Source organism: Ralstonia sp. A12 (assembly GCF_000801955.1).
In the GTDB taxonomy this organism is placed as follows: domain Bacteria; phylum Pseudomonadota; class Gammaproteobacteria; order Burkholderiales; family Burkholderiaceae; genus Ralstonia.
Map to the genome: position 1 here is coordinate 256,740 of NZ_JSZO01000011.1, position 25,957 is coordinate 282,696.

At 63.4% G+C, this 25,957-nt stretch carries 19 protein-coding genes; 10 read left to right on the forward strand and 9 right to left on the reverse strand.

Annotation, left to right across the window (positions count from 1 at the left end; translation table 11 throughout):
* Positions 1–12: 12 nt before the first annotated feature.
* Both PI87_RS15165 and PI87_RS15170 read right to left on the reverse strand, forming a co-directional pair.
* Positions 13–1,440 carry a bifunctional diguanylate cyclase/phosphodiesterase gene (locus PI87_RS15165; protein WP_039598529.1) on the reverse strand — a complete coding sequence of 476 codons (1,428 nt, stop codon included), beginning with the start codon at positions 1,438–1,440 and terminating at the stop codon, positions 13–15.
* A 268-nt stretch (positions 1,441–1,708) separates the two neighbouring features.
* Entirely contained in the window at positions 1,709–2,617 is a 909-nt protein-coding gene (locus tag PI87_RS15170) for a flagellar brake protein (protein ID WP_039598530.1), read from the reverse strand.
* Positions 2,618–2,818: 201 nt separating this feature from the next.
* On the opposite strand from PI87_RS15170, the gene PI87_RS15175 reads away from it, so the two are divergent.
* Positions 2,819–3,220, forward strand: coding sequence for a GtrA family protein (locus tag PI87_RS15175; protein ID WP_084209974.1), 402 nt, complete (start codon positions 2,819–2,821; stop codon positions 3,218–3,220).
* A 22-nt stretch (positions 3,221–3,242) separates the two neighbouring features.
* Here PI87_RS15175 and PI87_RS15180 read toward each other — a convergent pair whose 3' ends face one another.
* Positions 3,243–3,722, reverse strand: a complete 480-nt coding sequence (locus PI87_RS15180) for a hypothetical protein (protein WP_039598531.1) — start codon at positions 3,720–3,722, stop codon at positions 3,243–3,245.
* 663 nt (positions 3,723–4,385) lie between these two features.
* Here PI87_RS15180 and PI87_RS15185 point away from each other — a divergent pair.
* The 3 genes from PI87_RS15185 (at position 4,386) to PI87_RS15195 (ending at position 7,493) form a co-directional block, all read left to right on the forward strand.
* Complete coding sequence (locus PI87_RS15185) at positions 4,386–5,744, forward strand: diguanylate cyclase domain-containing protein (RefSeq protein ID WP_039598532.1); 1,359 nt, start codon at positions 4,386–4,388, stop codon at positions 5,742–5,744.
* A 312-nt stretch (positions 5,745–6,056) separates the two neighbouring features.
* Positions 6,057–6,737 carry a GntR family transcriptional regulator gene (locus tag PI87_RS15190; RefSeq protein ID WP_039598533.1) on the forward strand — a complete coding sequence of 227 codons (681 nt, stop codon included), beginning with the start codon at positions 6,057–6,059 and terminating at the stop codon, positions 6,735–6,737.
* 72 nt (positions 6,738–6,809) lie between these two features.
* Positions 6,810–7,493: a GntR family transcriptional regulator gene (locus tag PI87_RS15195; RefSeq protein ID WP_039598534.1), complete on the forward strand. Its 684-nt coding sequence runs from the start codon at positions 6,810–6,812 to the stop codon at positions 7,491–7,493.
* Positions 7,494–7,610: 117 nt separating this feature from the next.
* Here PI87_RS15195 and abaF read toward each other — a convergent pair whose 3' ends face one another.
* Positions 7,611–8,987, reverse strand: a complete 1,377-nt coding sequence (abaF, locus tag PI87_RS15200; protein WP_039598535.1) for a fosfomycin efflux MFS transporter AbaF — start codon at positions 8,985–8,987, stop codon at positions 7,611–7,613.
* Between the two features lie 401 nt (positions 8,988–9,388).
* Here abaF and PI87_RS15205 point away from each other — a divergent pair, with 401 nt between their 5' ends.
* The 3 genes from PI87_RS15205 (at position 9,389) to PI87_RS15215 (ending at position 12,962) form a co-directional block, all read left to right on the forward strand.
* On the forward strand, positions 9,389–10,333 hold the full coding sequence (locus PI87_RS15205; protein WP_039598536.1) for a dihydrodipicolinate synthase family protein: 945 nt from the start codon (positions 9,389–9,391) through the stop codon (positions 10,331–10,333).
* 101 nt (positions 10,334–10,434) lie between these two features.
* Complete coding sequence (locus tag PI87_RS15210; RefSeq protein ID WP_232314002.1) at positions 10,435–11,907, forward strand: aldehyde dehydrogenase (NADP(+)); 1,473 nt, start codon at positions 10,435–10,437, stop codon at positions 11,905–11,907.
* 38 nt (positions 11,908–11,945) lie between these two features.
* Positions 11,946–12,962, forward strand: a complete 1,017-nt coding sequence (locus PI87_RS15215; protein ID WP_039598537.1) for an Ldh family oxidoreductase — start codon at positions 11,946–11,948, stop codon at positions 12,960–12,962.
* Between the two features lie 134 nt (positions 12,963–13,096).
* Here PI87_RS15215 and PI87_RS15220 read toward each other — a convergent pair whose 3' ends face one another.
* The 5 genes from PI87_RS15220 to PI87_RS15240 form a co-directional block, all read right to left on the reverse strand.
* Complete coding sequence (locus PI87_RS15220; RefSeq protein ID WP_039598590.1) at positions 13,097–13,660, reverse strand: acyloxyacyl hydrolase; 564 nt, start codon at positions 13,658–13,660, stop codon at positions 13,097–13,099.
* 272 nt (positions 13,661–13,932) lie between these two features.
* Positions 13,933–15,453, reverse strand: a complete 1,521-nt coding sequence (locus PI87_RS15225; protein WP_039598538.1) for an AdeC/AdeK/OprM family multidrug efflux complex outer membrane factor — start codon at positions 15,451–15,453, stop codon at positions 13,933–13,935.
* Positions 15,450–18,557, reverse strand: coding sequence for a multidrug efflux RND transporter permease subunit (locus PI87_RS15230; protein WP_039598539.1), 3,108 nt, complete (start codon positions 18,555–18,557; stop codon positions 15,450–15,452). The genes PI87_RS15225 and PI87_RS15230 overlap by 4 nt, the downstream gene beginning before the upstream one ends.
* Positions 18,554–21,706: an MdtB/MuxB family multidrug efflux RND transporter permease subunit gene (locus PI87_RS15235; RefSeq protein ID WP_039598540.1), complete on the reverse strand. Its 3,153-nt coding sequence runs from the start codon at positions 21,704–21,706 to the stop codon at positions 18,554–18,556. The genes PI87_RS15230 and PI87_RS15235 overlap by 4 nt, the downstream gene beginning before the upstream one ends.
* A gap of 45 nt (positions 21,707–21,751) precedes the next feature.
* Entirely contained in the window at positions 21,752–23,176 is a 1,425-nt protein-coding gene (locus PI87_RS15240; protein ID WP_039598541.1) for an MdtA/MuxA family multidrug efflux RND transporter periplasmic adaptor subunit, read from the reverse strand.
* Between the two features lie 244 nt (positions 23,177–23,420).
* Between PI87_RS15240 and PI87_RS15245 the strand changes: the two genes are divergently transcribed.
* The 3 genes from PI87_RS15245 (at position 23,421) to PI87_RS15255 (ending at position 25,934) form a co-directional block, all read left to right on the forward strand.
* Positions 23,421–24,152 (forward strand): response regulator, encoded by a 732-nt coding sequence (locus tag PI87_RS15245; RefSeq protein WP_039598542.1) that lies wholly within the window; start codon positions 23,421–23,423, stop codon positions 24,150–24,152.
* Positions 24,136–25,422, forward strand: a complete 1,287-nt coding sequence (locus PI87_RS15250; RefSeq protein ID WP_039598543.1) for an ATP-binding protein — start codon at positions 24,136–24,138, stop codon at positions 25,420–25,422. Before PI87_RS15245 ends, PI87_RS15250 begins: the two co-directional genes overlap by 17 nt.
* Positions 25,423–25,511: 89 nt before the next feature.
* Entirely contained in the window at positions 25,512–25,934 is a 423-nt protein-coding gene (locus PI87_RS15255) for a putative hemolysin (protein ID WP_039598544.1), read from the forward strand.
* The last annotated feature ends 23 nt before the right edge of the window (positions 25,935–25,957 follow it).

Below are 25,957 nucleotides of genomic sequence, written 5' to 3' on the forward strand. Positions count from 1 at the left end.
TGCGGTGGTGCCTTAAGGCATTAGATCGCGTGCGCGCTCGGCAATCACGCCTTGCGTATCGTCGATCCAGCGCGCGGGGAAGGGCTGCGACAGCAGGTAGCCCTGGATTACGTCGCAACGGCAGGCACGCAGCGCTTGAAGCTGCGCAGCGGTTTCCACCCGCGTGGCCGTAACGGGCACGCCGGCGGCATGGGCTGCGGCCACCAGCGTCTGCAATGCACCTTGATGGCGTGCATCGGCCACCGCGTTGACAACGCCTTGGTCGAGCTTGACCTGATCGGGGCGGAACGCTTCCAGGCAATCCAGGCTGTGTGACGTCGCGCCAAAGTCTTCCACGGCCACGCGTGCACCGCATGCGTGTAGCGCCTCAATGGCCTGCCGGGCGGCGCCATTCACACGCAGCAGCGTGTGCTCTGATACCTCGAACACCAGCCGCGTGGTCGGCACCGCGTGGCGTGCCGCAATGTCGCGCACGATGTTGCTCAATTGCGGATCGAGCAATTGCGCTACCGAGAGGTTGACCGCCGCATGCACGCTGGGCTGATGTCGTTGGCCACCGCGGCCGGCCCGTTCGGACTCTTCGCGCTGCAGGCCTGCGAGCATCTGAGCGGCGTTGTCGAGCACCCAGCGGCCGACCTCGCGGATGTCGCCGGTCTGCTCCAGGATCGGCAGGAAATCCGCCGGTGCCACGCCGCCCAGCTCGGGTGAGATCCAGCGCAGGAGAAATTCGTAGCCGACGATCTTGCCATCGGCCAGGCTCAGTTGCGGCTGCAGGTTCAGGCTGAACTGGCGGCGTGCCAGTGCGTGGCGCAACTGTGCTGCAAGACGCGGGTGTTCGGCTGCGGGGTCGATTGCATCGTCTGCCGTTGCTGCGCCGTCGGTACGCGGCGGCATCGCGGCGGGGGCATATAGCGCGGGGCTTTGTTCGCCGCCGTGCTGCACGTGGTAGAGCGCGCGATCGGCTTGTTCGATCAGGCGTGCGGCTTCCGTGGGTGTGCTCTCGAACAGCGTCATGCCGATGCTGCACGAGCAGACAAGCTCGTAGCCCTGTGCAATGAACGGCCGCGTGAGCGCTGCGGAGATGCGTCGTGCCAGATCGTGCACCGCTTGTGCAGAGGCAAATTCAGCCGAGGCAATGGCAAAGGTCTCATGGCCCACGCGTCCTACGATCGGCGCGTTGCCGTCGGCATCGGGCGTGCACAGTGCCTTGAGGCGCGCCGCGCATTCAACGATGACTGCGCTTGCTGCCAGCGGCCCGAGCGTGTTGGTCGCCTCGGCAAAATGATCCAGGCCAATCAGCAGCAATGCGCCGATCGACCCCGCGGCGCCCGGCTGAGCGGGCTGTGGCATCGCTGCCAGCAGGTGGACGAATCGTTCACGGTCCGGCAATTCGGAGATGGGATCCAGACCTGATGGCGCGACAGATGGTGCGCGACTCATAAATGGGGATCGTCCTGCAAATACCTTTGAAACGGAAATGCACGGGTTTGCTCATGCCGTCATTTGTGTAACGTTGTTACGGCAAACCTCTGGGCATCATAAGCCGAAACACGGCGTGGGTGGCCGATTCCCGGCGGATTTTCGCGAGAATCACATGCGCCGGTTTTATAAATTTAGCCCCAATTAATTCAGATAAAAATACGATTAATATCGATCGTGCCGGGTCTTCATGCCTGGGTTTTGACTGTTATGGCAACCATGCAGCGGCTTACACCATGCGTTGGCCGCCCCATAGCAATTGCTCGTAGATAAAGCATTGCAGCAGCATCTTCTGCGCCGCGACCAACTCGATGAATTCCACGCCGTACTGGTAGGTGTTGGGCAGGTCGGCCGGCTTTTCGCTGCGGATGAGCGTCGCGGCCACCAGTTCTGAGTGGTAGTCGCGCGTCTTCACACGAAAGCGCATGCGCGCCGGTGCACCGCTGACTTCCAGCCGATGCGCGGAGCGGAACGACGCCCCGGTCGTGCTGATGTCGGAGATATGGATCATGCGCGGCGGCTCACCGCTCACCAGCATCTTGCCGACCACGTTGGTGCGCACGCGCAGTGATTTGCGCAACGTGCGGTTCTTGATCCGCCGCGGCGGCGATACCACGACGTACTCAAAGGGGATGCGGCATACCGCCATCACCGTGCATTCGAAACTGGCGATGCCCTCACCTGAGAACGCGTGGATCTCCAGCAGCTCATCCTTGACGGGCATGACCGCGCGGCCGCTGTCGGTCGGCATGGTGATGAGCAGATGGCGCTGCGGGCTGTAGCCCATCACGCGCGCTGCCCCCTTGCTCTGGCCCGCGCCTGCGGTCAGGCGTACGGTGAGCATGCCGCCCGGGCGCAGGCCCAGCAGCTCCATGGCGATGTTGCGTTCCCCGTCCGGGTCTTCGCCCACCATGTCGGGGAACAGCGTGTTCGGGAACTGCGTGTTGGCAAAGGCGGGCGCCGGCTGCGGCAAGCCATCAGCCTGGCGGTGGGGACGATGCAGCGTGAACAGCAGGTCGATCTCCTCCGGGGAGTGGATGACGTCGCCTTTGGGTACGAGCAGTTGCCCGTCGGCGTCCAGCATCGGCCACGGCAGGGGGATAGCAAGCGGAATGTCGAGAGGTTGAAGTTCAAGCATGGCAAAGGCGCACCCGCACCTGCGCGGGTCCCACGACGTTAAACGGCCAAATGTCACGCAACTTTAAGCGCAAAGCGCACTTGGCGTCGCTTCCGGCCTGGATGGCACAGGAGTTGCGCGCACTGTTGCCATGATCCGGCGCAGTTTTCATTCCACGGCAGGCACGACGCGACGGCGATTCCTCGGCGGGGCGTTTGGGCAATGGCGGCGCAGTTCGCGCGCTATGTCGTGATTGGCGGCGGCGCGACGCTGGCGCACTACGTCGTGCTATTCGGGCTGGTGCAGATGGGCGTTTCACCCTGGCGGGCGTCCGTGGCGGGCAGTGTGATCGGTGCCGCGCTCAATGACTTCATCAGTCGGCAGGCGATGTTCAACTGCACGCGTGGTCATCTCGGCGCGATGCTGCGGTTTGGCGTCGTGGCATTTCTGGCGCTGGGGTGCAATGCCACGATCATGGCGGTCGCCCTGGCGCTTGGGCTGTACTACCTCATCGCGCAGATGTTCGCCTCGGCCATTGCCACCATCTCCAACTTTCTGGTGCACCGGCACTGGACTTTCCGCGATGCGGTGGCCGTGGGAGGGCCGCCCGATGTATCGCGCTGAGCCGGTCAGTGTGCGCTGGCGATCAATGCCGGCTGGCGACGCTGCGCAGGCTAGGGGTGCTTTCGGTGGTGAATGTGACTTCGCCGATGCTGTCGGTGGGTGGTGTCGGGCCGTCGTCGCGCAGGCGCTCGACTACGAGATGCACGTCGATGATGTCGGCCACACCGGCGGCTTCCAGCGAGACAAGTGCCGCAAGCTGCGCAATGGCAAACGTATCCGCAAGCAGCGGTGTGTCATCGTGCAGATCGCCGGTAATGCGCGTGGGTTGAGCAACATCTGCAGCACGTGAAGAATGCTGCGCAGCATCGCGGGCACGATAGGCGAAGTACGCATCGGCAAAGTGCACGCGGTGTGCGTCAAATACGCGCACAGCAGCGGTCAGCGCATCGTCGATCCAGACCGGGTCGATCGACTCGGTGCCTTCGGACGCTGCAGGCAGGCCCGCCAGCTTCAAGGCGTAGCGGTGTGTTTGCGTGCCGGGGGCGACAAAACTCAATTCCATACAACCTCCCACTTGCCGCGCGCGCATATGGGCGTGCGTCGGCTCGCCATGTTCACTCGCCCCCCGAAGCGATATCCAAGAATAGTAATGGAGCGCGTCCCCTTTTGGCGTGGCTTCGTTCTTCTGGATGATCGCCTAAGGCTTGTCTGCAAGTGGAGACATCCGCAATGTGGAGAATCCCGCGCGCGTATCAGGCAAACGTATGCGGCGCGTGCTGCATCCTTTCGACCTAACCAAATGGTTAGCTGTTCTCCGCAGGGCGCGGGTGTAGAGTTGTCAGATGTCCGGCGTCGCCGGGCGGCTGTCGACAATCGACAGCGACAAACGCTGACGGGAATGACGCGGGGCGCGTTTCCTTCGCGTCGACTTCGAGTACGAGGGGGCTAGCATGGGCATGTGGTCCGTGTCCCCTCGCGGGAAGGGATTGCCCCGTTAACCAGCGGCTTCTATAGTCCGCCTCGATTCGTGCGCACGCAACGCGCGCGGACCGGTCTGCCAGCCACCGCCGGACATGCAGACCACGAGACCGGTTACGGGGATCACGCCGACCGCCACCGCACCCGCCCAAACGCAAAGCATTGCGTTGCCAGGCACCTTGGGGCGGAATGGCCGTCATCACATCAGCCACCCCCGGGACTGCCGCATTCGCGAAACTGCATCGCCATGCTTGAGGACCACCACTTGTACAAGGCTGCGATCGAACATTCGCCGATAGGGATCGGCCTGTGCGCGCCGGAGGGTCGCTTCCTCGACGTGAACCGTGCGCTGTGCGCGCTGACAGGCCATGAAGCGCAGACCCTGCGCACGCGCGATCTGTTCGACCTCTGCCACCCCGATCACACCGAACGCGCGCGCGATAGCGTTGACGCGCTGCTGTCTGGCCAACGCGAAGCGCTGTCGATGGAAACTCGCTTTGTGCGTCAGGACGGCAGTACCGTGTGGGTGCAGGCTGATCTTGCGGTGGCGCATGAGAGCAGCGGTGCAAGCACAAGCAAGCACCTCATCGTGCAGGTGCAGGACGTGACTGCGCGGCGCCTGGCGCTGGAGTCATTGCGTGCCTCGGAGCAGCGCCTGGCCTATGTGCTTGATGGTGCTGGCCTGGGTACCTTCGATTGGTCAACGCGGGCGCGGCACGTGTCGTTCAACCGGCGCACGGCCGACATGCTCGGCTACGAACCCGAGGATCTGCCCAATGATCCTGATGCGTGGTTTTCGATGGTGCATCCGCAGGATGCGTCACTGAGTGCGCGTCGCATCTATCGCCATCTGCGCGGCGATGCCGAGAGCTTCGAAGTTGAACAACGCATGCGCGGCAGCCACGGGCAATGGATCTGGATTGCCGCGCGTGGCCGTGTGACCGAGCGTGATGCACGCGGCCTGGCCACGCGTGTGAGCGGTACGCTGCTCGACGTGACCAAGCGCCGCGCCATGCTTGACCAGGCGCATCACCTTGCGCTGCACGACCCGCTGACCGACTTGCCCAACGCGCGCTTGCTGCGTGACCGGTTGTTTGTCGCCATTCAAACCGCGCGCCGCGCACGCGGCCAGGTTGCCGTTGTCTTTATCGATCTCGACCGCTTCAAGCCCGTCAATGATGAATACGGTCATGGCGTGGGCGACCTCGTCCTCAAGGCCACGGCCATGCGCTTGCGCAGTGGCTTGCGTGCGTCTGACACGGTGGCGCGACTGGGCGGCGATGAGTTCGTCGCCATCCTCACGCACTGCGCCACGCGCGACGATGTCGAGCAGACCATCGAGCGCTTGATCGATCAGCTGCAGGCACCGTTCCGTGTGGAGGGACACGTGCTGTCGATGGGGGTGAGCGCGGGTGTGGCGCTGTACCCGGGCGATGGCCGCGATGCCCAGACATTGATCCGCAATGCCGATGCAGCCATGTATGAAGTCAAGCGTGCCGGCGGCAACGGCTTTGGCTTCCATGCTTCTCTCAACTACGAGCGGCTGATGGGTATGCGATCGCGTGACCGCGATCTCGACGTCGACGGCGAGGCCGACGCGCGCTGATCTGGTATCGGCCGGGCTCATCCGCTCTCCGAGGCGATCTTCTTGATGCTGTTTCCTCCCTCAGGGGCGGGAATCAGTGTTTTCAGCGGGTGGTGTCGCGCCCAACCTCTCCTTGGTATTTGGTTCGATCGCATCGCTGGACGCTGTCTTCCTTGGGGCCCATCCCGATTGGGCGATGGCGCAGCGTGGCGACGATTTGCGGGCTGGCGGCCGGGCGCCACCCCGCGGCAACGCACGTGACGGCAGTAGAATGCCGGTGGGCCGAAGCCCACCCTGAGCGCCCGGTCGAACAGGTGCACCCACGAGACAGATATGAACGGAAGATCCACGTCTGCGCTAGGCGCGGCAACACGCGCCGAAGCGGCAACCGAAGAACTCAGGCGGCGCATCCTGGAAGGCGAGCTGGTGGAGGGCTATCAGCTCAAGCAGGATCTTCTCGCGGAAGAATTCGGGATCAGCCGCATCCCGGTGCGCGAAGCGCTGGTCCAGCTTGAGAATGAGGGGCTGGTCAAGATCGTTCCCCACAAAGGCGCAATCGTCGCTGAACTGTCGACGAAGGACATCGAAGAGCTGTTCTCGTTGCGCGCGCTGCTTGAATCGCATCTGCTCCGACATTCGATTCCGCGTCTCACAAAGGATGACTTCGATCGCCTCGAAGACATCCTTCGGCACTATGCGATTGAACTCGCCGAACGGCATCCCCATCGGTGGGGCGAGCTCAATACCGAGTTGCATGAGATCTTGCTGGCGCGTGCGAACAGACCCATGTCCCTGGACCTTGTTCAGTCGCTATTGCGGCAGACAGATCGTTACACCAGAGTCCAACTCTCGATCAGCGAGGCCGCAGTGGAGCGAGCCAAAGCGGAACATGAGGAGCTCGTCCGACTGTGCCGGCACGGCGAAGTGAGGGAGGCGTGCGCATTGCTCAAGCGGCATATTGAACATGCCGGTCAGGAACTCATCCTGTTCCTCCAGGAGCGACGACGGACCTGAGGCAAGAAAACCCTATTGTAGAATGTAGAAAATATGCAAAACGGCGGTGGGTCGTGCCGTTGTTAAATTCCAATGGTCACCAATAAACTTGGTCTTCGGCATGTGACGCGGGCAGAGGCCGCCGCTGATGAAATCCGACGTCGAATCCTCACAGGCCAGTACCTGGATGGTCATCAACTCCGGCAAGACGCGCTGGCCAACGAACTCGGGATCAGCCGCATTCCTCTGCGCGAGGCGTTGGTGCAGCTCGAGAGTGAAGGGCTGGTCAAGATACTTCCGCACAGGGGAGCCATCGTGTCCGAGCTTTCCATCGATGAGCTCACCGAGCTTTTTGAGTTGCGGGCGCTGCTGGAGCCCACGCTGATTCGCCAATCGGTGAAGAAGCTTTCCGCTGACGACTTTAGGGCGCTCGATTCGATTCTGGCCGAGTTCAGTGGCGAACTGAAAGCCGATGCGCAAGACCGCTGGGGCGATCTGAATACCACGCTGCACCAACTCCTGCTTTCGAGGGCCGAGCAGCCCAAGACGGCAAGTATCGTCGCATCCTTGCTCCAGCAGACGGACCGTTACACGCGCCTCCAGCTTTCCTTGTCTACGGCAAGCCGGGACATTGCCGAAGCCGAACATCGGCAACTCGTCGAGCTCTGCCGCAAGGGGGATGCGCGGGGCGCCGCCACACTGTTAAAACGGCATATCGAACACGCGGGTGAAGAGCTGAAGAACTTCTTGCTCTCCCGTCGGCGTAATGTCAGCTAGCCTCGTCTTCGCTGTGTTTTTCTCGCATTGCGTTGGCCAGCGATGAGCTGACGAGGCGGGATAAAGCAAAGAGCCGCCCAACTGGGGCGGCTCTTTGCCGTTCAGGGCGTGGTCCGGTTAGCGGCTTGCGCGCGCTTTCGCTTCGGCGTCGACATCGCGCAGCGATTTGCCGCGCGTTTCTTTCGCCGCGCCCACGCTGATGATCGAAATCAGCGCAGCAGCGACCAGATACAGGGCGATCGGTGTGGAGGAGTGGTACTTCTCCAGCAGAGACAATGCGATGAGCGGGGCCAGCGACCCGGCCATCAGCGGCGCGATCTGATAGCACAGCGAGAGTGCCGTGTATCGGACATTCGTTGGAAACATCTCGGTCATGAGCGCGGAATACGGCGAATAGGTCATCGACTCAATCGCCAGGCCCAATACGATCGCAGCCATGATGATCCAGTCATTGCCGGTGTCCATCATCGGGAAGCCAATGAACCCCCAGGCTGCCGTGAGGACTGCGCCCGTCAGGTACACCGGCTTTCGACCGATGATGTCCGAGAGGTAGCCCATGAACGGAATGATCATGAAGTGCAGGGCATTGGCAAAGAACATCAGCTTGAGAATGCGTGTGGTGTCCGCACCGACAACAAGCTTCAGGTAGGTAATGGAGAACGTGACTACCATGTAGTAGAGAATGTTCTCGGCAAAGCGGGCGCCAATGCCGATCAGTACCTCTTTCCAGTGATAGCGCAGGACATAGCGAACCCCTTGTTGGGTTGCATGCTCTTTTTCCCGGCGTTCCTGTGACTCCTTGAAGATCGGGGCATCGTCGACCCTTCGGCGAATCCAGAAGCCGATCAGTACCACGACTGCGGAGAACCAGAAGGCGACTCGCCAGCCCCATGAAAGGAATTCTTGTTCTGGCAGCGTACTCGACAGCGCAAGCAGAATGAGCGTGGCGACGAGGTTGCCCGCCGGCACGCCTGCTTGCGGCCAGCTAGCCCAATAACCCCGTCGGTTGTCCGGGCTGTGCTCGCTGACGAGCAGCACGGCACCGCCCCATTCTCCACCAAAGGCAAAGCCCTGAATGAGGCGCAACGTAACGAGCAGGATGGGTGCCCAGTATCCGATCGCATCAAAAGTGGGAAGGCATCCCATCAGGAACGTGGTGATCCCTACGGCTACCAGACTGACCTGCAGCAGATACTTGCGACCAAACTTGTCTCCGTAGTAGCCGAAGACGATGCCTCCAATGGGTCGCGCAGCGAACCCGACGGCGTAGAGCGCGAATGCTGCGATCAGCCCGTCGACAGGGTTCCCCGTCTTCTTGAAGAAGTGCGTACCAAATACCAGTGCGGACGCCGTACCGTAGAGGAAGAACTCATACCATTCCGCTACGGATCCGACCATCGCCGCCGCAACAACGCGGCGCAGGTCCTTTGTTGTCGTGCCACGGCGTTGCCCCACATTGACGTCGGGGGCAGCCTCGCTGAGTTGATTCGCCATCTTTGCTCGTCCTCTTGATCTTCCGCTGGTCGGTGGGTGGATTCCCGCCTTGCCATGAAATTGTCAGCAGCAGGATTTTATACAACATGCAATATACGAGTATGAGGGGTTACCCTTTGATGCTGATCCCAGCCTAAAGAAGGGGAGTCTGGCCAATGCAAGAAAGGCGTGTCGCGGCCCGTATAGAAGGTAATCAGGCTTGAGATCTGGCAAGTAGAGCAGATCGGGCTTCGCGCATCTGAAGGTAAACCCTGATCAATTCGCGCGCCGTCCTTCTCTCTTATTTTATACAATATGCATAAATGTTGGCCGCTAAGCCGGCGCGCCAACATCGCTGATGCAGCTCCGGGGCACCCGTGATGCCGCTCTTTTTGAAACTTTCTGACTTTCAGGACCGCGTGATGTCTTCCAAGATTTTTGAGGGTACGATCCCCGCACTCATGACCCCTTGCACGCCTGAGCGCAAGCCGGACTTCGACGCGCTTGTCGCCAAGGGATTGGAGCTCGTTGAACTCGGCATGAGCGCCGTCGTTTACTGCGGGTCGATGGGGGATTGGCCGCTGCTGACCGAGGCGCAGCGACAGGAAGGGGTGGCCCGTCTTGTTGCGGCTGGTGTTCCAACCATTGTCGGGACTGGCGCCGTCAATTCGAAGGAAGCCGTCTCGCACGCAGCGCATGCCGCCGAGGTTGGGGCGCAGGGCCTGATGGTCATTCCGCGCGTTTTGTCGCGAGGGGCTTCTCCTGCCGCACAAAAGGCGCATTTCTCCGCCATTCTCGCTGCGGCACCCAGCCTGCCCGCAGTGATCTACAACAGCCCGTACTATGGCTTTGCGACCCGCGCTGATCTGTTCTTCGAACTCCGCCGGCAGTTCCCGAACCTGATTGGTTTCAAGGAGTTCGGTGGTGCGGCGGACATGCGCTACGCCGCAGAAAACATTACGTCGCAAGACGAAAACGTGATCCTGATGGCAGGCGTCGACACGCAGGTATTCCACGGGTTCGTGAACTGCGGCGCTACGGGCGCGATCACCGGCATCGGCAACGCGTTGCCACGTGAAGTTCTGCAATTGGTCAAGCTGAGCAAGCAAGCGGCCAAGGGGGATGTCAAGGCCCGTCGCCTGGCCAGGGAGTTGGATGCGGCCCTGAATGTCTTGTCATCCTTTGACGAAGGCACCGATCTCGTCCTGTTCTACAAGCACCTGATGGTTCTGAACGGCGACAAGGAATACACGCTCCATTTCAATGAGACGGACGTGCTGAGCGATGCGCAACGCAACTATGCAGAGAAACAGTACGCGTTGTTCCGCGCGTGGTATCGCGCGTGGTCAGAGGGCCTTGACGGCTAACACCGTTTGATTCGGCGTCACCCCGAAGGCCGCCATATCGGGTGCCTTCGGGTGTATTCACGCTAACGCTCCTCGTTTGCCCCGTGATGCAGGACACCTCTGTGTTCCTGTTGCTTCCGGCGCTACCGTCAGTCTTCTCGTATCAACTCATGCACTCTTCCGAACAGAATCAGGTTTACGCGATCATCGATCAGCACGCGGCGCGTGCCCATGGGGCCAGTGCGGCATGGGCGCATTCAAGTCCATCGGAGCGCAGCGGATTGTTGCGCGCATTGGCCGATGCGCTTGACGCGCATGCGAGCGAACTCGCCGTGTTGGCCGACGAGGAAACGGGCCTCGGCAACGCACGGCTGATGGGCGAAATCGCTCGCACGTCTTTCCAGCTACGGGGCTTCGCGGAAGAAGTCCTGGCGCGAGTGCCCTATGCCAGGCTGGACGATGAAGCCATTCCCGGTCCGCCGCCGTCTGGGCGCCCGCATCTGACGCGAGTGCTGGTCCCGATTGGTCCGATTGCCATGTTTGCGGCAAGCAACTTTCCGTTCGCGTTTTCTGTCCTGGGCGGTGATACGGCTTCGGCATTGGCGGCCGGCTGCCCGGTCATCGTGAAACCGCACGCCGGGCATCCGCGGCTTTCGACTGCGGTTGCGCAGCTAGCGGCAGATGTCCTTCGAGCGCAAGGGGTAGAGGAGGGAGTGTTCTCCATGCTCGATTGCGAGATGTCGCGCGACGCCAATATCTATCTGGTCAAGCATCCTCTTGTCGCTGGAGTCGCCTTCACGGGTTCCTATCAGGGCGGCGTGGCACTGTGGCGAGCCGCCAATGAACGGGAAATTCCGATTCCCTTCTTTGGCGAGCTTGGCTCGATCAACCCTGTGGTGGCGCTCCCGGCGGCGTTGCATCTGGATGTGGCTGGCCCGGCCAAGGCGTTGGCGGCGTCGATCCTGCAAGGTTGTGGGCAGTTCTGCACGAGCCCCGGGATTGTCGTCGTCGTCGATGACCAGCGCGGGCGCGAGTTCGTTGCTGCGCTGAGCGATGCGTTGTCGGGGCAATCGACGCATCGCATGCTGAGCCAAGACATCCGTAACGGTTTCGAAGACGCTGCTGCGCGTGTCAAGGCTAATGTCAACGTTCAGGTGGTCGTGCAGGGGGACGAAGCCGGCGCGGGCCCGGCCCCTCGGCTGTTCAGGGCGACCAGTGCCGCTTTCATCTCGGATCCAGGCCTTCACGAGGAAATGTTCGGGCCGGCAGCCGTGGTGGTGACGGTGCCATCCGCCAGCAAAATTCCGGACGTGCTTGCCGCGATCAAGGGAACGCTTACCGTAACGATCTGGGGCGCCGACAGCGACAGTCGCGAAAATCGCGAGATCGTGCGGGCAGCTTTGAACATTGGTGGGCGTGTACTGTTTTCTGGGGTGCCGACCGGGGTGTCCGTGACACGCGCGCAGCAACACGGTGGACCGTGGCCGGCTTCCACAGCGCCCCAAACCACGTCAGTCGGGTACGCTGCATTGCAGCGCTTTCTCCGACCTGTAGCGCTTCAGGATGCGCCGGATTGGCTGCTCCAGATGGCATAACCGTACGGTCAGCATCTCATCGGGAGGCATGCACATCGATGTCGCAAACCGTCCAACTTTCGCTTGCGGAGGTACGTGAGCTTTCGCTCAACGTTCTGCAAGCGAACGGGTATTCCGAGGCGCACAGCAAGGCGATCGCAGAGGTGATCGTTGCAGGCCAGCGCGACGATTGCCAGTCCCACGGGCTGTATCGCCTGCTGGTGTGTGTTCATACCATTCGCCATGGGAAGGTCGATGGTCACTCGGTTCCTGAACTCGTCGACCAGGCGGCATCCATCGTCCGGGTCGATGCGCGCTTTGGCAACTCGCTGCTAGCGTTTCAGACTGGCCTGCCTCTCTTTGTCCAGAAGGCCCGGGCGTGCGGCCTGGCGGCCATGGCCATCAATCGCTGTTTTCATTTTTCTGCTCTTTGGCCGGAAGTGGAAAGGCTGGCGAGCGAAGGCCTGGTCGCGATGGCCATGACGCCCAGCCACGCTTGGGTGGCCCCCGCCGGTGGAAGCAAGCCGGTGTTCGGGACCAATCCCCTCGCGTTCGCCTGGCCGCGCCCAGGGAGGGCGCCATTCGTTTTCGATTTCGCGACCAGCGCGATTGCCAGGGGGGACATCGAGCTCCACCGCCGGCAAGGCAAGGCGTTGCAGGAAGGTTGGGCCATCGACACCGATGGCCACCCCACGACCGACCCCCTCGCTGCCCTGAAAGGAGCCATGCTGACGTTCGGGGGCCACAAGGGCTCGGCCTTGGCGGCGATGATCGAGTTGATGGCCGGGCCGCTGATCGGCGACATGACCAGCGCGGAGTCCATGGCGTTCGACGCAGGCGCGGGGGCCACACCGTGTCACGGCGAACTGCTTCTGGCGCTGGATCCCAATGCCTTCCTGGGCGAGCGCGCCGGCGATTATCTGCAACGGGCCGAGGCCCTGTTCGAGGCCATCACGAGCCAGGGGGCGCGCTTGCCATCGCAGCGTCGCTACGCTGCACGTGCCAAGAGCGATGAGATGGGTGTTGAGGTGCCGCGAGCACTTTATGAAGACCTGCTCAAGCTGCTGCCTGCGTAGGGTCAATATGGAATCCAGAAAGCAAAAAGCCCGGCCTTGCAGGCTGGGCTAAGTGCTGATGGCTGACAGAGACGTCAAGCAGTGCCGTTCCTGGCATGAATCCCGGCCAGGAACGTGACCGGTTGATCAACGGTTCAGAACGTGTAGCGCAAGTACAGCTCGTTCAGGTCCGTACCCGGGTTCGGGCGCTTGATCGACGCGTTCGAGAGGTGCTCGAAGCGATAGCCCATCTGGAACTGTTGCTTGCTGCCGAAGGCCACGCCCACGCCGATCATGTCGGAGAACTGGAAGGCCGTGCTGAAGTTATGCTCATCCGACGTGCGGGTGTGCGACAGCAGACGCGGGCCGACGCCGGCCTCGATGAACGGTACCCACGAGCCACCGCGCTTTTCAATGCGGAACAGCGGCGTCACGCCAAACTCGGTCAGGTTCTGACGGTTGGTGCCCTTGGTCGAGCGCCATTGGCCCAGTGCCACTTCCCAGTCCAGGTTGACAAACCAGCCTTCCGGGTTGCCCCAGTGGAAGCCCGAATCGAAGTCCAGATCAACGCCGTACTTCTCAATGCCGTGGCGGTTGTCCTTGCCGTAGATGACGCGCACGGACGGATCGGCCTGGGCGGGCAGGGCAGCGAACAGCGAGGCGGCGCCGAGTGCGGCAGCCATCAGCTTGGCAGAGCGGGGAAGTGTCGATCGGATCATCAGAGAGAGCGGCAGAAGCGGTTGTGCAGCGCGCGATTTACGGCAACGGCAGCGGCCGGCCACGCGCGCAGCGGACATGGCGGCAGACAAACAGACGACCGTGACAGCGATGGGGCTAACGCAATTTACGCGCCCAACGCAATCAGACTAGGCTTAAAAAATTCTGACGATTATAGGGGGAATACCCGCGCTGCGTGTACGACCCTACGCACAAGGAGACATTGCCGGCGGCGAAACGTCGACCGCCGGCAACAGAGAGGGGATGTAGGGATTTACTGTGCGGCAGGCGCAGAAGCGGGTTGCAGCGCAGCCTGGCCAACCACCGGCACTTCGCCGTGCCAGCCGCCGCCCAGCGCCTTGACCAGCAGGATCGCCGCCGAATATTGCTTGCCCTGCAGCGTGAGCAGCGTGCGCTCGGCGTTGTAGGCGGTTCCCTGCGCAGTGATCACGTCGAGGAAGCTGACGGTACCCGCGCGGTACCGGTTGAGGTTGAGTTGCGCGGCCTCCTGGGCGGCCTTGACCGCATCGGCTTGCACATCGAATTCCTTGGTCTGCCAGCGCAGGGCTGCCAGGTTGTCTTCAACGTCCTGGAACGCCCCGAGCACGGTTTGGCGATACGTGGCCACCGAGCCGTCATAGGCGGCGCCCGCCTTGTCCAGGGCGGCCGAGCGTGCGCCACCATCGAACAGCGTCGCAGCCAGTGTCGGGCCAATCGACCAGATGCGGCTGGGCAGCGTTGCCAGGCGCGAGAGCGTGTTGACCGAGAGTCCGGCCGAGGCGCCGAGCGTGAGCGTCGGGAAGAAGGCCGCCTTGGCCACGCCGATCTGCGCGTTGGCGGCTGCCATGCGGCGCTCGGCTGCGGCCACGTCGGGGCGGCGCTCCAGCACGGCGGACGGAATCTCCAGCGGAATACTGGGCAGCGTCGGCAGTTCGTAGACGTTGGTTGCCTTTGACGGTGCCAGCGAGAACTCCGCCGGCGGTTTGCCGATCAGCACGGCAATCGCGTGTTCGAGCTGGGCGCGCGTGACTTCGGTGTCCAGCAGCAACGCTTGTGCCTGCTTGAGCTGCGTTTGCGCGGTCAGCACATCGGAGCGCTGCGCCACGCCCACGGCGTACTGGTTTTCCGTGAGCTTCAGGAAGCGCTCATAGTCGGCCACGGTACGCTGCAGAACGGCCTTCTGCGTATCCGTGACCAGCAATTGAAAATAGTCCTGCGCCAGCGTGGCTTGCGCTGAGAGCAGGGCGGACGACAGGTCTCCCGCGCTGGCTTGGGCACTGGCCTTGTTGGACTCCACGTTGCGGCGGACGCTGCCCCACAGATCCAGCTCCCAGCTCGCGTTGAGTGACAGGCTCTGCGAGTTCTGCAGGCTCGGGTTGCCGACCGACAGGCTGCCGTCCGGGTTGACCGTGGTACGCACCGAACGGCTACGCGTGGCCGACGCACTGGCACCGAGCGTCGGGAAGAACGCTGCCTGTGCCGATTGCACCAGCGCCTGCGCCTGGCGGTACTGTGCTTCCGCCACCGCGATGTTCTGGTTGGCCGCCGCCACCTGTTCTTCCAGCGCGTTCAACTGCGGATCGTTGAAGATCTCCCACCACTTGCCGCGGGCAATGGCGTCATTGGGCGTGGCGACTTTCCAGTCGCCGGCTTCCTTGTACTGCTGCGGCACCTCGGTATCGGGGCGCTTGTAGTCGGGGCCGACCGCACAGGCGGTCACGAGCGCGCAGGCGGCCAGCGCAAGCATGCGCGGCAGCAGGCGGGGTGTGCGGTGGGCTTGGGTGCCTCTTGTCATGTCGAGCTTCCTTGCGAATCCAAACTGGGCAACGGTGCGTCTTTACTGCGACCGGCGCGGCGCAGGCGCAGGCGGTCCAGCGCCAGATAGACCACCGGCGTGGTGTAGAGCGTCAGGATCTGGCTGACCAGCAGCCCGCCGACGATGGAGATCCCCAGCGGCGTGCGCAGCTCCGCGCCGTCGCCGTGGCCGAGCGCGAGGGGCAGGGCGCCGAGCAGGGCGGCCATCGTCGTCATCAGGATCGGCCGGAAGCGCAGCACGCAGGCGTGGAAGATCGCATCCGCCGGGCTCATGCCCTGGCTGCGCTCCGCCTCAAGCGCGAAGTCGATCATCATGATCGCGTTCTTCTTGACGATGCCGATCAGCAGGATCACGCCGATCAGCGCGATGATCGAGAAGTCCGTATCGGTAATGATCAGCGCCAGCAGCGCCCCCACACCGGCTGACGGCAGTGTCGAGAGAATCGTGATCGGGTGCACGTAGCTCTCATACAGCACGCCCAGCACGATGTAGATGGTGATGAGCGCAAACAGGATCAGCACCGGCTGGCTGGAGAGCGAATCCTGGAATGCCTTGGCGGTGCCTTGGAAGCTGCCGTGCACCGAAGTCGGCACGCCGATGCGGTCCATGGTGTCCTGAATGTCCCGCGTCGCGCCCGATAGCGACGCCCCGGGCGCCAGGTTGAACGAGATCGTGCTGGCCGCGAATTGCCCCTGGTGGTTGACAGCCAGGGCCGTACTGGTGGGCTCGTAGTGCGAGAAGGTGGACAGCGGCACCTGCGTGCCCGACGACGTGATGACGTAGATGTCGCGCAGGCCTTCTGGGTTCTGCCAGTACTGCGGTGCGGCCTCCATCACCACCCGGTACTGGTTGAGCGGGTTGTAGATGGTCGATACCTGACGCTGACCGAATGCATCGTTCAACGCGTTGTCAATATCAGCCGGATTGATGCCGAGCGACTTGGCCTTGTCGCGATCGATCACAAGCGAGGTCTGCAGGCCCTTGTCCTGCGTATCGGTGTTGACGTCCGTCAGCGATTTCACCTGCGTGAGCGCCTGCTTGATCTTCGGATCCCATTCGCGCAGCTCGTTCAGGTCGTCCGCCTGCAGCGTGTACTGATACTGCGCGTTGCTGGCGCGGCCGCCTACGCGGATGTCCTGTACCGATTGCAGGAACAGCGTTGCGCCGGGCTCCTGTGCGAGCTTGCCACGCAACCGGTTGATGACATGGTCGGCCGACAGCTTGCGCTCGGCCAGCGGCTTGAGCTGCAGGAACATCTGCCCGGTGTTGCGCTGGCTGCCGCCCGTGAAGCCCACCACGTTCTCTACCGCGGGGTCTTGCCGCACGATGGTGATGAAGTCCGTCAGCTTGGTGCGCATCGCCTGGAACGAGATCGCCTGGTCAGCCTGGATGAAACCGATCACGCGGCCCGTGTCCTGCTGCGGGAAGAAGCCCTTGGGCACGATGATGTACAGATAGACGTTCAGGCACACCGTGGCAAACAGGATCAGCAGCGTGAGCCAGCTATGGCGCAGCGCCCAGGCCAGCGAGTTGCGGTAGATGTCGAGCAGGAAGGTGAAGAAGCCCTCGGTCTTGCGGTGGAACCAGCCGTACTCCTCTTCATTGGCGGGCTTGAGCAGCCGTGCACACATCATCGGCGTGGTGGTGAGCGAGACCACCAGCGACACCAGGATGGCCACCGACAGCGTGACCGCAAACTCGCGGAACAACCGCCCGACAATGCCGCCCATCAGCAGCAGCGGAATGAACACGGCAATCAGCGAGAAGCTCATCGATACGACCGTGAAGCCGACCTCGCGCGCGCCCTTGAGCGCCGCCTGCATCGGCCGCATGCCGTTCTCGATGTGGCGCGAGACGTTTTCCAGCACCACGATGGCATCGTCGACCACGAAGCCGGTCGCCACCGTCAGCGCCATGAGCGAGAGGTTGTCGAGGCTGTAGCCGCACAGGTACATCACCCCGAACGTGCCGATCAGCGACACCGGCACCGCCACGCTCGGGATGAGCGTGGCCCGCACGTTACGCAAGAACAGGAACACCACCATGATCACCAGCGCAATCGACAGCACCAGCGTGCGCTCCACGTCCTTGAGCGAAGCGCGAATGGTGGGGGTGCGGTCCATCATCACGTCCAGGTTGATCTGGGCGGGAATGGTGTTGCGCAGATAGGGCAGGGTCTCGTTGATGGCATCGACGGTGTCGATGATGTTGGCGCCCGGCTGCCGGCTGATGATCAGCAGGACCGACGCCTTGCCGTTGGCCGAGCCATAGTTGCGGATGTCCTGCACGCCATCGGTCACGTCTGCCACATCGGACAGCCGCACCGGTGCGCCGTTGTTGTACGCGATGATCAGCGGCTTGTACTCGGCGGCCTTCTTGGCCTGATCGTTGGCGAAGATCGTCCACACCCGGTCGCCGGATTCCACCATGCCCTTGGGCCGGTTGGCGTTGGTGGAGGTGATGATGGTGCGCACGGTCTCCATCGAAATGCCGTACTTGTTCAACGCCGTCGGGTTCAGCTCCACGCGCACCGCCGGCAGCGAAGCGCCGCCGATGGTCACCTGGCCCACACCCGAGATCTGCGACAGCTTCTGCGCCAGGATGCTCGACGCGGCGTCGTACAGCTCACCGCGCGACATGGTGTCGGACGTGAGCCCCAGGATCATGATCGGCGCGTCGGCCGGGTTGACCTTGCGATACGTCGGGTTGCTCGGCAGACCCGAGGGCAGCAGGCTGCGCGACGCGTTGATGGCGGCCTGCACATCGCGTGCCGCGCCATCAATGTCACGCGACAGATCAAACTGCAGCGTGATGCGCGACGAGCCCAGTGAGCTGGACGACGTCATCTCCGTAATGCCGGCAATGCGACCGAGGGAACGTTCCAGCGGCGTGGCCACGGTGGCGGCCATCGTCTCGGGGCTGGCACCGGGCAGCGATGCACTGACCGAGATGGTTGGAAAATCCACCTGCGGCAGCGGGGACACCGGCAGCAACCGGAACGCCGCCATGCCTGCCAGCGCCACGCCAATGGTCAGCAGCGCCGTAGCAACCGGCCGCGCGATAAAGGTGGCGGACAGGTTCATGACTGGCTGCCGTGTTGATCGGCGCCCGGCGTGCCGTGGCCACGGGCGGCGGCGCGGCGTTCACGCCAGTTGCGCAGGCGCAGGCCCAGGCTGTCGAACGCCAGGTAGATGACCGGCGTGGTAAACAGTGTCAGCACTTGGCTGACCAGCAGGCCGCCCACCATCGTGATCCCCAGCGGCTGGCGCAGCTCCGAGCCCACACCTGTGCCCAGCATCAGCGGCAGCGCGCCCAGCAGGGCTGCCATGGTCGTCATCAGAATGGGGCGGAAGCGCAGCAGACACGCTTGATAGATGGCGTCGCGCGGTTTCATGCCTTGCTCGCGCTCGGCCTCCAGCGCGAAGTCGATCATCATGATCGCGTTCTTCTTGACAATACCGATCAGCAGGATGATCCCGATGATCCCAATGATGCCCATGTCCTTGCCGGCAACCAGCAACGACAGCAGCGCGCCGACACCGGCCGAGGGCAGCGTCGACAGGATCGTCACCGGATGGATGGTGCTTTCGTACAGCACGCCCAGCACGATGTACATCGTGATGATGGCGGCCAGAATCAGCCACAACTGGTTGGACAGGGCGGCCTGGAAGGCCAGCGCCGCACCCTGGAAGCTGGTCGCCATGCTGAGCGGCAGGCCGATTTCCTGCTCGACGGCCTTGATGGTCTCAACGGCCGCACCCAGTGATGCACCCGGCGCCACGTTGAACGAGATCGTGGCCGACGGGAACTGGCCCTGGTGATTCACCACCAGCGAGCCCGGTTGCTCGACCACCGTGGCAAAGGCGCCCAGCGGAATCTGTTGCACGCCTGATCCGCCGGTGCCGCTGGAAGGCACGTGCAGGTCGTACAGCGATTGCGGGCCGGCGTGCATGCCCGGGTCGTTCTCCAGCACCACGCGGTACTGGTTCGACTGCGTGAAGATGGTCGACACCAGCCGCTGGCCGTAGGCGCTGTACAGCGCGCTGTCGACCGCCGCCATCGTGATGCCGTAGACGGCCGCCTTGTCGCGGTCCACCTGCACGTAGGCGCGCAGGCCGTTGTCCTGCAAGTCGCTCGCCACGTCGCGCAGCTCGTGTGTCTGCTTCAGGCGCTCGACCAGCTTGGGCACCCACTTCGACAGGTTGGCCGGGTCCGGGTCCTCCACCGTGAACTGGTATTGCGTGCGGCTGACGCGGTCTTCAATCGTCAAGTCCTGCACCGGCTGCATGTACAGCGAGATCCCTGCCACCTTGGCCAGCTCGGGCTGCAGACGCTGGATGATCTCGCTCGCATCGGCGTCGCGCTCGTCCTTCGGCTTCAGGTTGATCAGCATGCGGCCGCTGTTGAGCGTGGTGTTCGTGCCATCCACGCCAATGAACGACGACAGGCTTTCCACCGCCGGGTCTTTCAGCACCACCTCGGCCAGCTTCTGCTGCCGCTCGGCCATGGCCGAGAACGAGATCGACTGCGAAGCATCCGAGATGCCCTGGATCACCCCCGTGTCCTGCACCGGGAAGAAGCCCTTGGGCACCACCACGTACAGCACACCCGTCAGCACCAGCGTGCCGATGGCGACCAGCAGCGTGCTCTTCTGGCGGTCGAGCACCCACTGCAGCATGCGGCCATACTGGGCGATTACCTTGTCGAAGAACCCGCCGGCGGCGTGGTAGAACCAGGTCTGTTCGGCCTCGGGAATATGGCGGAGCAGGCGCGCGCACATCATCGGCGTGAGCGTGAGCGACACCACCGCCGAGATCAAAATCGACACCGCCAGCGTGATGGCGAACTCGCGGAAGAGACGCCCCACCACGTCGCCCATGAACAGCAGCGGAATCAGCACCGCAATCAGCGAGAAGGTGAGCGAGATGATGGTGAAGCCGATCTGCTTGGAGCCCTTGAGCGCGGCCTCCATGGGCGGATCGCCCTCTTCAATGTAGCGGGCGATGTTCTCGATGACGACGATGGCGTCGTCCACCACGAAACCGGTGGCGATGGTCAACGCCATCAGCGTCAGGTTGTTGATCGAGAACCCGGCCATGTACATCACGCCAAACGTGCCCACCAGCGACAGCGGCACCGCTGCGGCCGGAATGAACGTGGCCGGCACGTTGCGCAGGAACAGGAAGATCACCATCACCACCAGCGCCACGGCCAGCAACAGCTCGAACTGCACGTCGGACACCGATGCGCGGATGGTGGTAGTGCGGTCTGTCAGCACGGCCACCTCCACGTTGCCGGGCAGCGTGTCCTTCAACTGCGGCAGCAGCGCCTTGGCGCGGTTCACCACCTCGATCACGTTGGCACCCGGCTGGCGCTGCACGTTCAGGATGATGGCGGGCGTGCTGTTGGCCCAGGCGGCCAGCTTGCTGTTCTCGGCAGCATCGATGACCTGCGCCACGTCGCTCAAGCGGATGGGCGCGCCGTTCTTGTAGGCGACGATCATCTTGTTGTATTCGGCAGCGGACTTGAGCTGGTCGTTGGCGTCAATCGTGGACGCGCGCATCGGGCCGTCAAAGCTGCCCTTGGCGCCATTCACGTTGGCCGTGCCGATGGCGGTGCGGATGTCGTCGATCGACAGCCCCAGTGCCGCCAGCGCCGATGTATTGGCCTGGATGCGCACAGCAGGCCGCTGGCCGCCGCTGATGCTCACCAGGCCAATGCCCGGCAGTTGCGAAAGCTTTTGTGCGATGCGCGTGTCGACCAGGTCTTCCAGCTTGGGCAACGGCATCGTCTTGGAGGTGATCGCCAGCGTCAGGATTGGCGCGTCGGCCGGGTTGACCTTGCTGTAGATCGGCGGCATCGGCAGGTCGCTCGGTAGCAGGTTGCCGGCTGCGTTGATGGCCGCCTGTACTTCCTGCTCGCCAATGTCGAGCGAGAGCGACAGATCAAACTGCAGCGTGATGACCGAGGCACCGCCCGAGCTGGACGACGTCATCTGCTTCAGGCCCGGCATCTGGCCGAACTGCCGCTCCAGCGGCGCGGTGATGGACGACGTCATCACGTCCGGGCTTGCGCCCGGGTACAGCGTCGTCACCTGGATGGTCGGGTAGTCGACCTCGGGCAGCGCAGAGAGCGGCAGCATCCGGTATGCCACCAGGCCCGACAGCAGGATGGCGACCATCAGCAGGGTGGTCGCCACGGGCCGGAGGATAAACAATCGAGAGGGATTCATGCCAGCTCGGAACAGAAGACTTCGTCAGGCGGATGTGCGCGGCGCTTATGGCTTGGCTGCAGGGGCGCTGGCAGCGGGTGCCGAAGCGCCGCCCTGGCCACGGCGATGGCGTTGACCTTGCCCTTGACCACCCTGGTGGCCCTGGTTCGCAGCAGGGGCGCTGGCGGGCGCGGCACCCGGCTGGATCACTTCCACCGGTGCGCCATCGCGCAGCTTGTCGGCCCCGTCAATGACCACACGCTCGCCGGGTTGCAGACCGTTGGTGATCGAGACACGTTCGCCTTCGGTCACGCCCAGCTTGACCACGCGCAGCGTCACGTTGTTGTCTGCGCCCACGACGTAGACGAACGTGCCTTGTGTGCCGCGCTGGATGGCGGCGCCCGGCACGATCACCTGATCGTGCAACGTGTCGACGCGCATGCGCACGTTGACAAACTGGTTGGGGAACAGCGCGGCATTCTGGTTCGGGAACTGTGCGCGCAGCTTGACCGTGCCTGTGGTGTTGTCGATGGTGTTGTCCACCGTCATGAGCACGCCGTGTGCGAGCACCGTGGTCTGGGCACGGTCCCACGCGTCCACCGGCAGCTTGTCGCCCGATTGCAGGCGCGGCATGACCTTGGGCAGGCTGTCTTCGGGGATGGAGTAGATGACGGTGATCGGGTCGATCTGCGTGATGACGACGATGCCGTTGGTGTCCGACGCATGCACGATGTTGCCCGGGTCTACCTGACGCAGGCCGACGCGGCCCGATACCGGTGCGGTGATGCGCGTGTACGAGAGCTGTACGCGTGCGTTGTCGACATTGCCCTGGTCCAGCTTGACGGTGCCTTCATACTGGCGCACCAGCGAGGCCTGCGTATCGACCTGTTGCTTGGCGATCGAGTCTTGCGACAGCAGCGTCTGATAGCGCTGGAGATCCAGGCGTGCGTTCTGCAGCAGTGCCTGGTCGCGCGCCAGTTGGCCTTCGGCCTGCTCAAGCTGGGCTTGATACGTGCGCGGGTCGACTTCGGCAAGCAGATCGCCAGCCTTGACCGTTTGGCCTTCCGTAAAGGCGAGGCGCACAAGCTGACCGTCAACGCGTGTCTTGACCGTCACGTTGTTGACGGGGGTGACGTTGCCCAGTGCAGAGAGCACCACGTTGATGTCGCCCTTGGCAGCGGAGGCGACCATCACCGGCATAGGCTTGTTGGCCATGGCGGCGCCGCGTCCGCCCGAGCCGCCTCGGCCCGCGCCACCGGGGCCGCCGGCGTTGCGGTGCGTGGCGTGATAGACCGCATAGCCGATCAGCACCAGGATGACGAGCACCACCCAGATGACCCAGCGTCGGCGCTTGCCGCCTTCGCGCGGCGGAGGGAGCAGCGTCGGCGAGACTCCATCGCGTGTCTCGTGCGTGCCGTGTTCCGCATCTTTGTGGCCGGCGTTCTTATTGTTGCCGCCGTTATCGCGTTCGGGGTCCATCGCCTCGGACATGTCGTGCTTCCTGGTTGGATCAATATGGGGACGAGCGCACATGATACCCGGCGCTCATTCCAGTCAGACCGCAGCTTAAGGGCATCGTCTTTGCGCAGAATTAGTCGCGCAGCGGGTTGTATTACGTCAGATTACAAACCCATTCTGCTGTTACCGCGAGAAACAATATGGCGTAAGTGCATCGACGCTTCGCGCGCGTGACAATCGTTATCATGAGCACACTTCCAAGCGTCTTCTCCCAGACATGAGCGGCACCAAGATCCTGGTCGTCGATGACGACGTCGAACTGCGCGACCTGCTACGCGAATACCTGACCCAGCAGAGCTTTGCCGTGTCCGTCATGCACGACGGTGAGGGCCTGGCCGCCCGGCTCGAGCGCGAGCGCCCGGCACTCGTGGTACTTGACCTGATGATGCCCAAGGTGGACGGCCTGTCGGCCCTGCGTGACCTGCGCGCCCGCAACGACGACGTGCCGGTCATCCTGCTCACCGCGCGCAGCGACGAGATCGATCGCATCATCGGCCTGGAGATCGGTGCGGACGATTACCTCGGCAAACCGTTCTCGCCGCGAGAGCTGCTGGCCCGCATCAACGCCGTACTGCGCCGCCGCCAGGCGGTACCGGCTTCCGCGCCGGAAGACCGCGACAGCTTCGCGTTCGGCCCGTTCAAGCTCAACTTCCGCATGCGCACGCTGTTTCGCGGCGATCGCGCCTTGTCCATCAGCGATACCGAGTTCGCGCTGCTCAAGCTGCTGATTGCGCATGCCATGCAGGTGCTCACGCGCGAGCACATCGTCGAGCTGATGTACGGCCCGGGCAGCGGTGTGTCCGACCGTGGCATCGACGTGCAGATCTGGCGCCTGCGCCGCGTGCTGGATGAGGATGCCCAGCGCCCGCGCTACATCCAGACGGTACGCGGTCGCGGCTACACCTTCGTGCCGGACGAGCGGGAAGAGGTCAATGAAGTTCAAGACTAGATTCGACACGCTGTTCGGCCGGCTGGCTGGGCTGATCGTGGTGGTGCTGGTGCTGAGCCATTTCTCGTGGCTCGGCGTGCTGCGTTCGGAGCGGCGCGAGCGGCAGTACCAGGCCTCGGTCGACCAGATGGCGTTCCAGTTGCAGGCCTTCCAGGCGGTAATGGATGGTCACCTGCGTGCGAAGCTGCCTGACCTTGTGATCGAAACCAGTGAGGCGCCGGCCGGCGATGCGTTGTCGGCGTCGGACAAATCCGCCGAACTTGCGCGGCAGCTTGCCCGCCGCCTGCCCGCCGGCACGGAACTGCGGTTGGAGACGGCGGCCACCCCCCGGGTGTTCGTGCGTTTTCCGCAGCGCGACAAATGGATCGCCATGCCGCTCGTGTGGGTGCACGCGCCGCCCACCATCTCGGCCGTCGTGCCGGGGGTGATGGTGGTGCTGGCGATCGCCATTGCGTTCTCACTATTTGCTGCGTGGCAGATCCAGCGCCCGGTGCGCGCGCTGGCCGAGGCTGCCGGTGCGCTGGCCCGGCGCCGCTACGTGGCCCCGCTCAAGGAGCGCGGTCCGTACGAGCTGCGCCAGTTGACTGACCAGTTCAACCACATGGCCGCCGATTTGTCGGCCACGGATGAAGAGCGCAACACCATGCTGGCCGGCATTGCGCATGACCTGAAAACGCCGCTTTCACGCCTGCGCCTGCGCGCCGAGATGCTGGCCGACCAAAAGGCCGGCGCCGGCATCGAGCGCGATGTCGAATCCATGTCGGCCATTGTCGAGCAGTTTCTCGCCTATGCGCAGAGCGGCGACAGCGAGGCGCGTGAGGTGACGGTTGATCGCCATTTGCGCGGGCTGGTGCAGCCGTTTGCCGAGCAGGGCAAGCACGTTGCGCTGGATTTGCATGCCGGAGACCGCTTCCGCCTCAAGCCGACGCACCTGGAGCGCATCGTCGTCAATCTGCTCGACAACGCGTTTGCCTACGGCGCGGCGCCCGTCAACGTCTGTACTGCATCGGATGAGCTTGGCTTTACGCTGACGGTGGAGGACCACGGCGCTGGCATCCCCTCGGCTGATTTTGATCGGGTGATGCGCCCGTTCGTCCGCTTGGACCCGGCGCGCGGCGGCAATGCGCACTGCGGGTTGGGCTTGGCCATTGTCGACCGGCTGGTGCGGCACCTGGGCGGCGACCTTTCGATCGGGCCGGCAGCAGGCGACGCGTCAACGCCGGGTTTCCGCGTCACCATGCGGTTTCCCGCGCCGGCTGCGGCAGCCTGACACACGGACGCGCGATTTCGTAAGCTATCCTTAGGCGGTCAAGCACGCTTGTTGTGTGCGCTGAACCAGAACCCTCGGGAGGAAAACGCATGGATCGCGCAGTCTGTCTCGCCAAGGTCATCAAGGATGCCGGCAAGGGTCGCAGGATTGTCGTTGTTGCCGCGTCGATGCTGGCACTGGGGTTGGCGGCCTGTTCATCGCCCATGCCGCCCTGGCAATCGCCGCAGACCACCTTCCAGCCTGCACCGCCGCCGGTCTCGCCCCAGCCCAAACAGCCGCCGATCGCGCGGCCTTCAATGGTGGCGCCGGCTACGCCGCCTGCCGGCATGACAACCGAGCCGCCGCGCTCCAATGTCGGCATGGCCAATCCGGCTTCGGAGTACTGCTTGCAGCGTGGCGGGCAGCTTGAGTTCTCCACCCGCGCCAACGGCGCCGAAGTGGGCACGTGTGTGAGCCCCGGCGGAGACGAATGCGAGGAATGGGCTTTCCTGCGCGGCAGTTGCACGTGGTAAGACCGCTCGCACCATGAAAACAG

Excerpts from the sequence above, each read along its gene's own strand:
- PI87_RS15250 (WP_039598543.1), top strand. The coding sequence starts at position 24,136 with ATGAAGTTCAAGACTAGATTCGACACGCTGTTCGGCCGGCTGGCTGGG.
- abaF (WP_039598535.1), bottom strand. The coding sequence starts at position 8,987 with ATGGCGAATCAACTCAGCGAGGCTGCCCCCGACGTCAATGTGGGGCAA.
- PI87_RS15185 (WP_039598532.1), top strand. The coding sequence starts at position 4,386 with ATGCTTGAGGACCACCACTTGTACAAGGCTGCGATCGAACATTCGCCG.
- PI87_RS15225 (WP_039598538.1), bottom strand. The coding sequence starts at position 15,453 with ATGACAAGAGGCACCCAAGCCCACCGCACACCCCGCCTGCTGCCGCGC.
- PI87_RS15205 (WP_039598536.1), top strand. The coding sequence starts at position 9,389 with ATGTCTTCCAAGATTTTTGAGGGTACGATCCCCGCACTCATGACCCCT.
- PI87_RS15220 (WP_039598590.1), bottom strand. The coding sequence starts at position 13,660 with ATGATCCGATCGACACTTCCCCGCTCTGCCAAGCTGATGGCTGCCGCA.
- PI87_RS15195 (WP_039598534.1), top strand. The coding sequence starts at position 6,810 with ATGGTCACCAATAAACTTGGTCTTCGGCATGTGACGCGGGCAGAGGCC.
- PI87_RS15230 (WP_039598539.1), bottom strand. The coding sequence starts at position 18,557 with ATGAACCTGTCCGCCACCTTTATCGCGCGGCCGGTTGCTACGGCGCTG.
- PI87_RS15190 (WP_039598533.1), top strand. The coding sequence starts at position 6,057 with ATGAACGGAAGATCCACGTCTGCGCTAGGCGCGGCAACACGCGCCGAA.
- PI87_RS15255 (WP_039598544.1), top strand. The coding sequence starts at position 25,512 with ATGGATCGCGCAGTCTGTCTCGCCAAGGTCATCAAGGATGCCGGCAAG.
- PI87_RS15175 (WP_084209974.1), top strand. The coding sequence starts at position 2,819 with ATGGCGGCGCAGTTCGCGCGCTATGTCGTGATTGGCGGCGGCGCGACG.
- PI87_RS15180 (WP_039598531.1), bottom strand. The coding sequence starts at position 3,722 with ATGGAATTGAGTTTTGTCGCCCCCGGCACGCAAACACACCGCTACGCC.
- PI87_RS15240 (WP_039598541.1), bottom strand. The coding sequence starts at position 23,176 with ATGTCCGAGGCGATGGACCCCGAACGCGATAACGGCGGCAACAATAAG.
- PI87_RS15215 (WP_039598537.1), top strand. The coding sequence starts at position 11,946 with ATGTCGCAAACCGTCCAACTTTCGCTTGCGGAGGTACGTGAGCTTTCG.
- PI87_RS15170 (WP_039598530.1), bottom strand. The coding sequence starts at position 2,617 with ATGCTTGAACTTCAACCTCTCGACATTCCGCTTGCTATCCCCCTGCCG.
- PI87_RS15165 (WP_039598529.1), bottom strand. The coding sequence starts at position 1,440 with ATGAGTCGCGCACCATCTGTCGCGCCATCAGGTCTGGATCCCATCTCC.
- PI87_RS15245 (WP_039598542.1), top strand. The coding sequence starts at position 23,421 with ATGAGCGGCACCAAGATCCTGGTCGTCGATGACGACGTCGAACTGCGC.
- PI87_RS15235 (WP_039598540.1), bottom strand. The coding sequence starts at position 21,706 with ATGAATCCCTCTCGATTGTTTATCCTCCGGCCCGTGGCGACCACCCTG.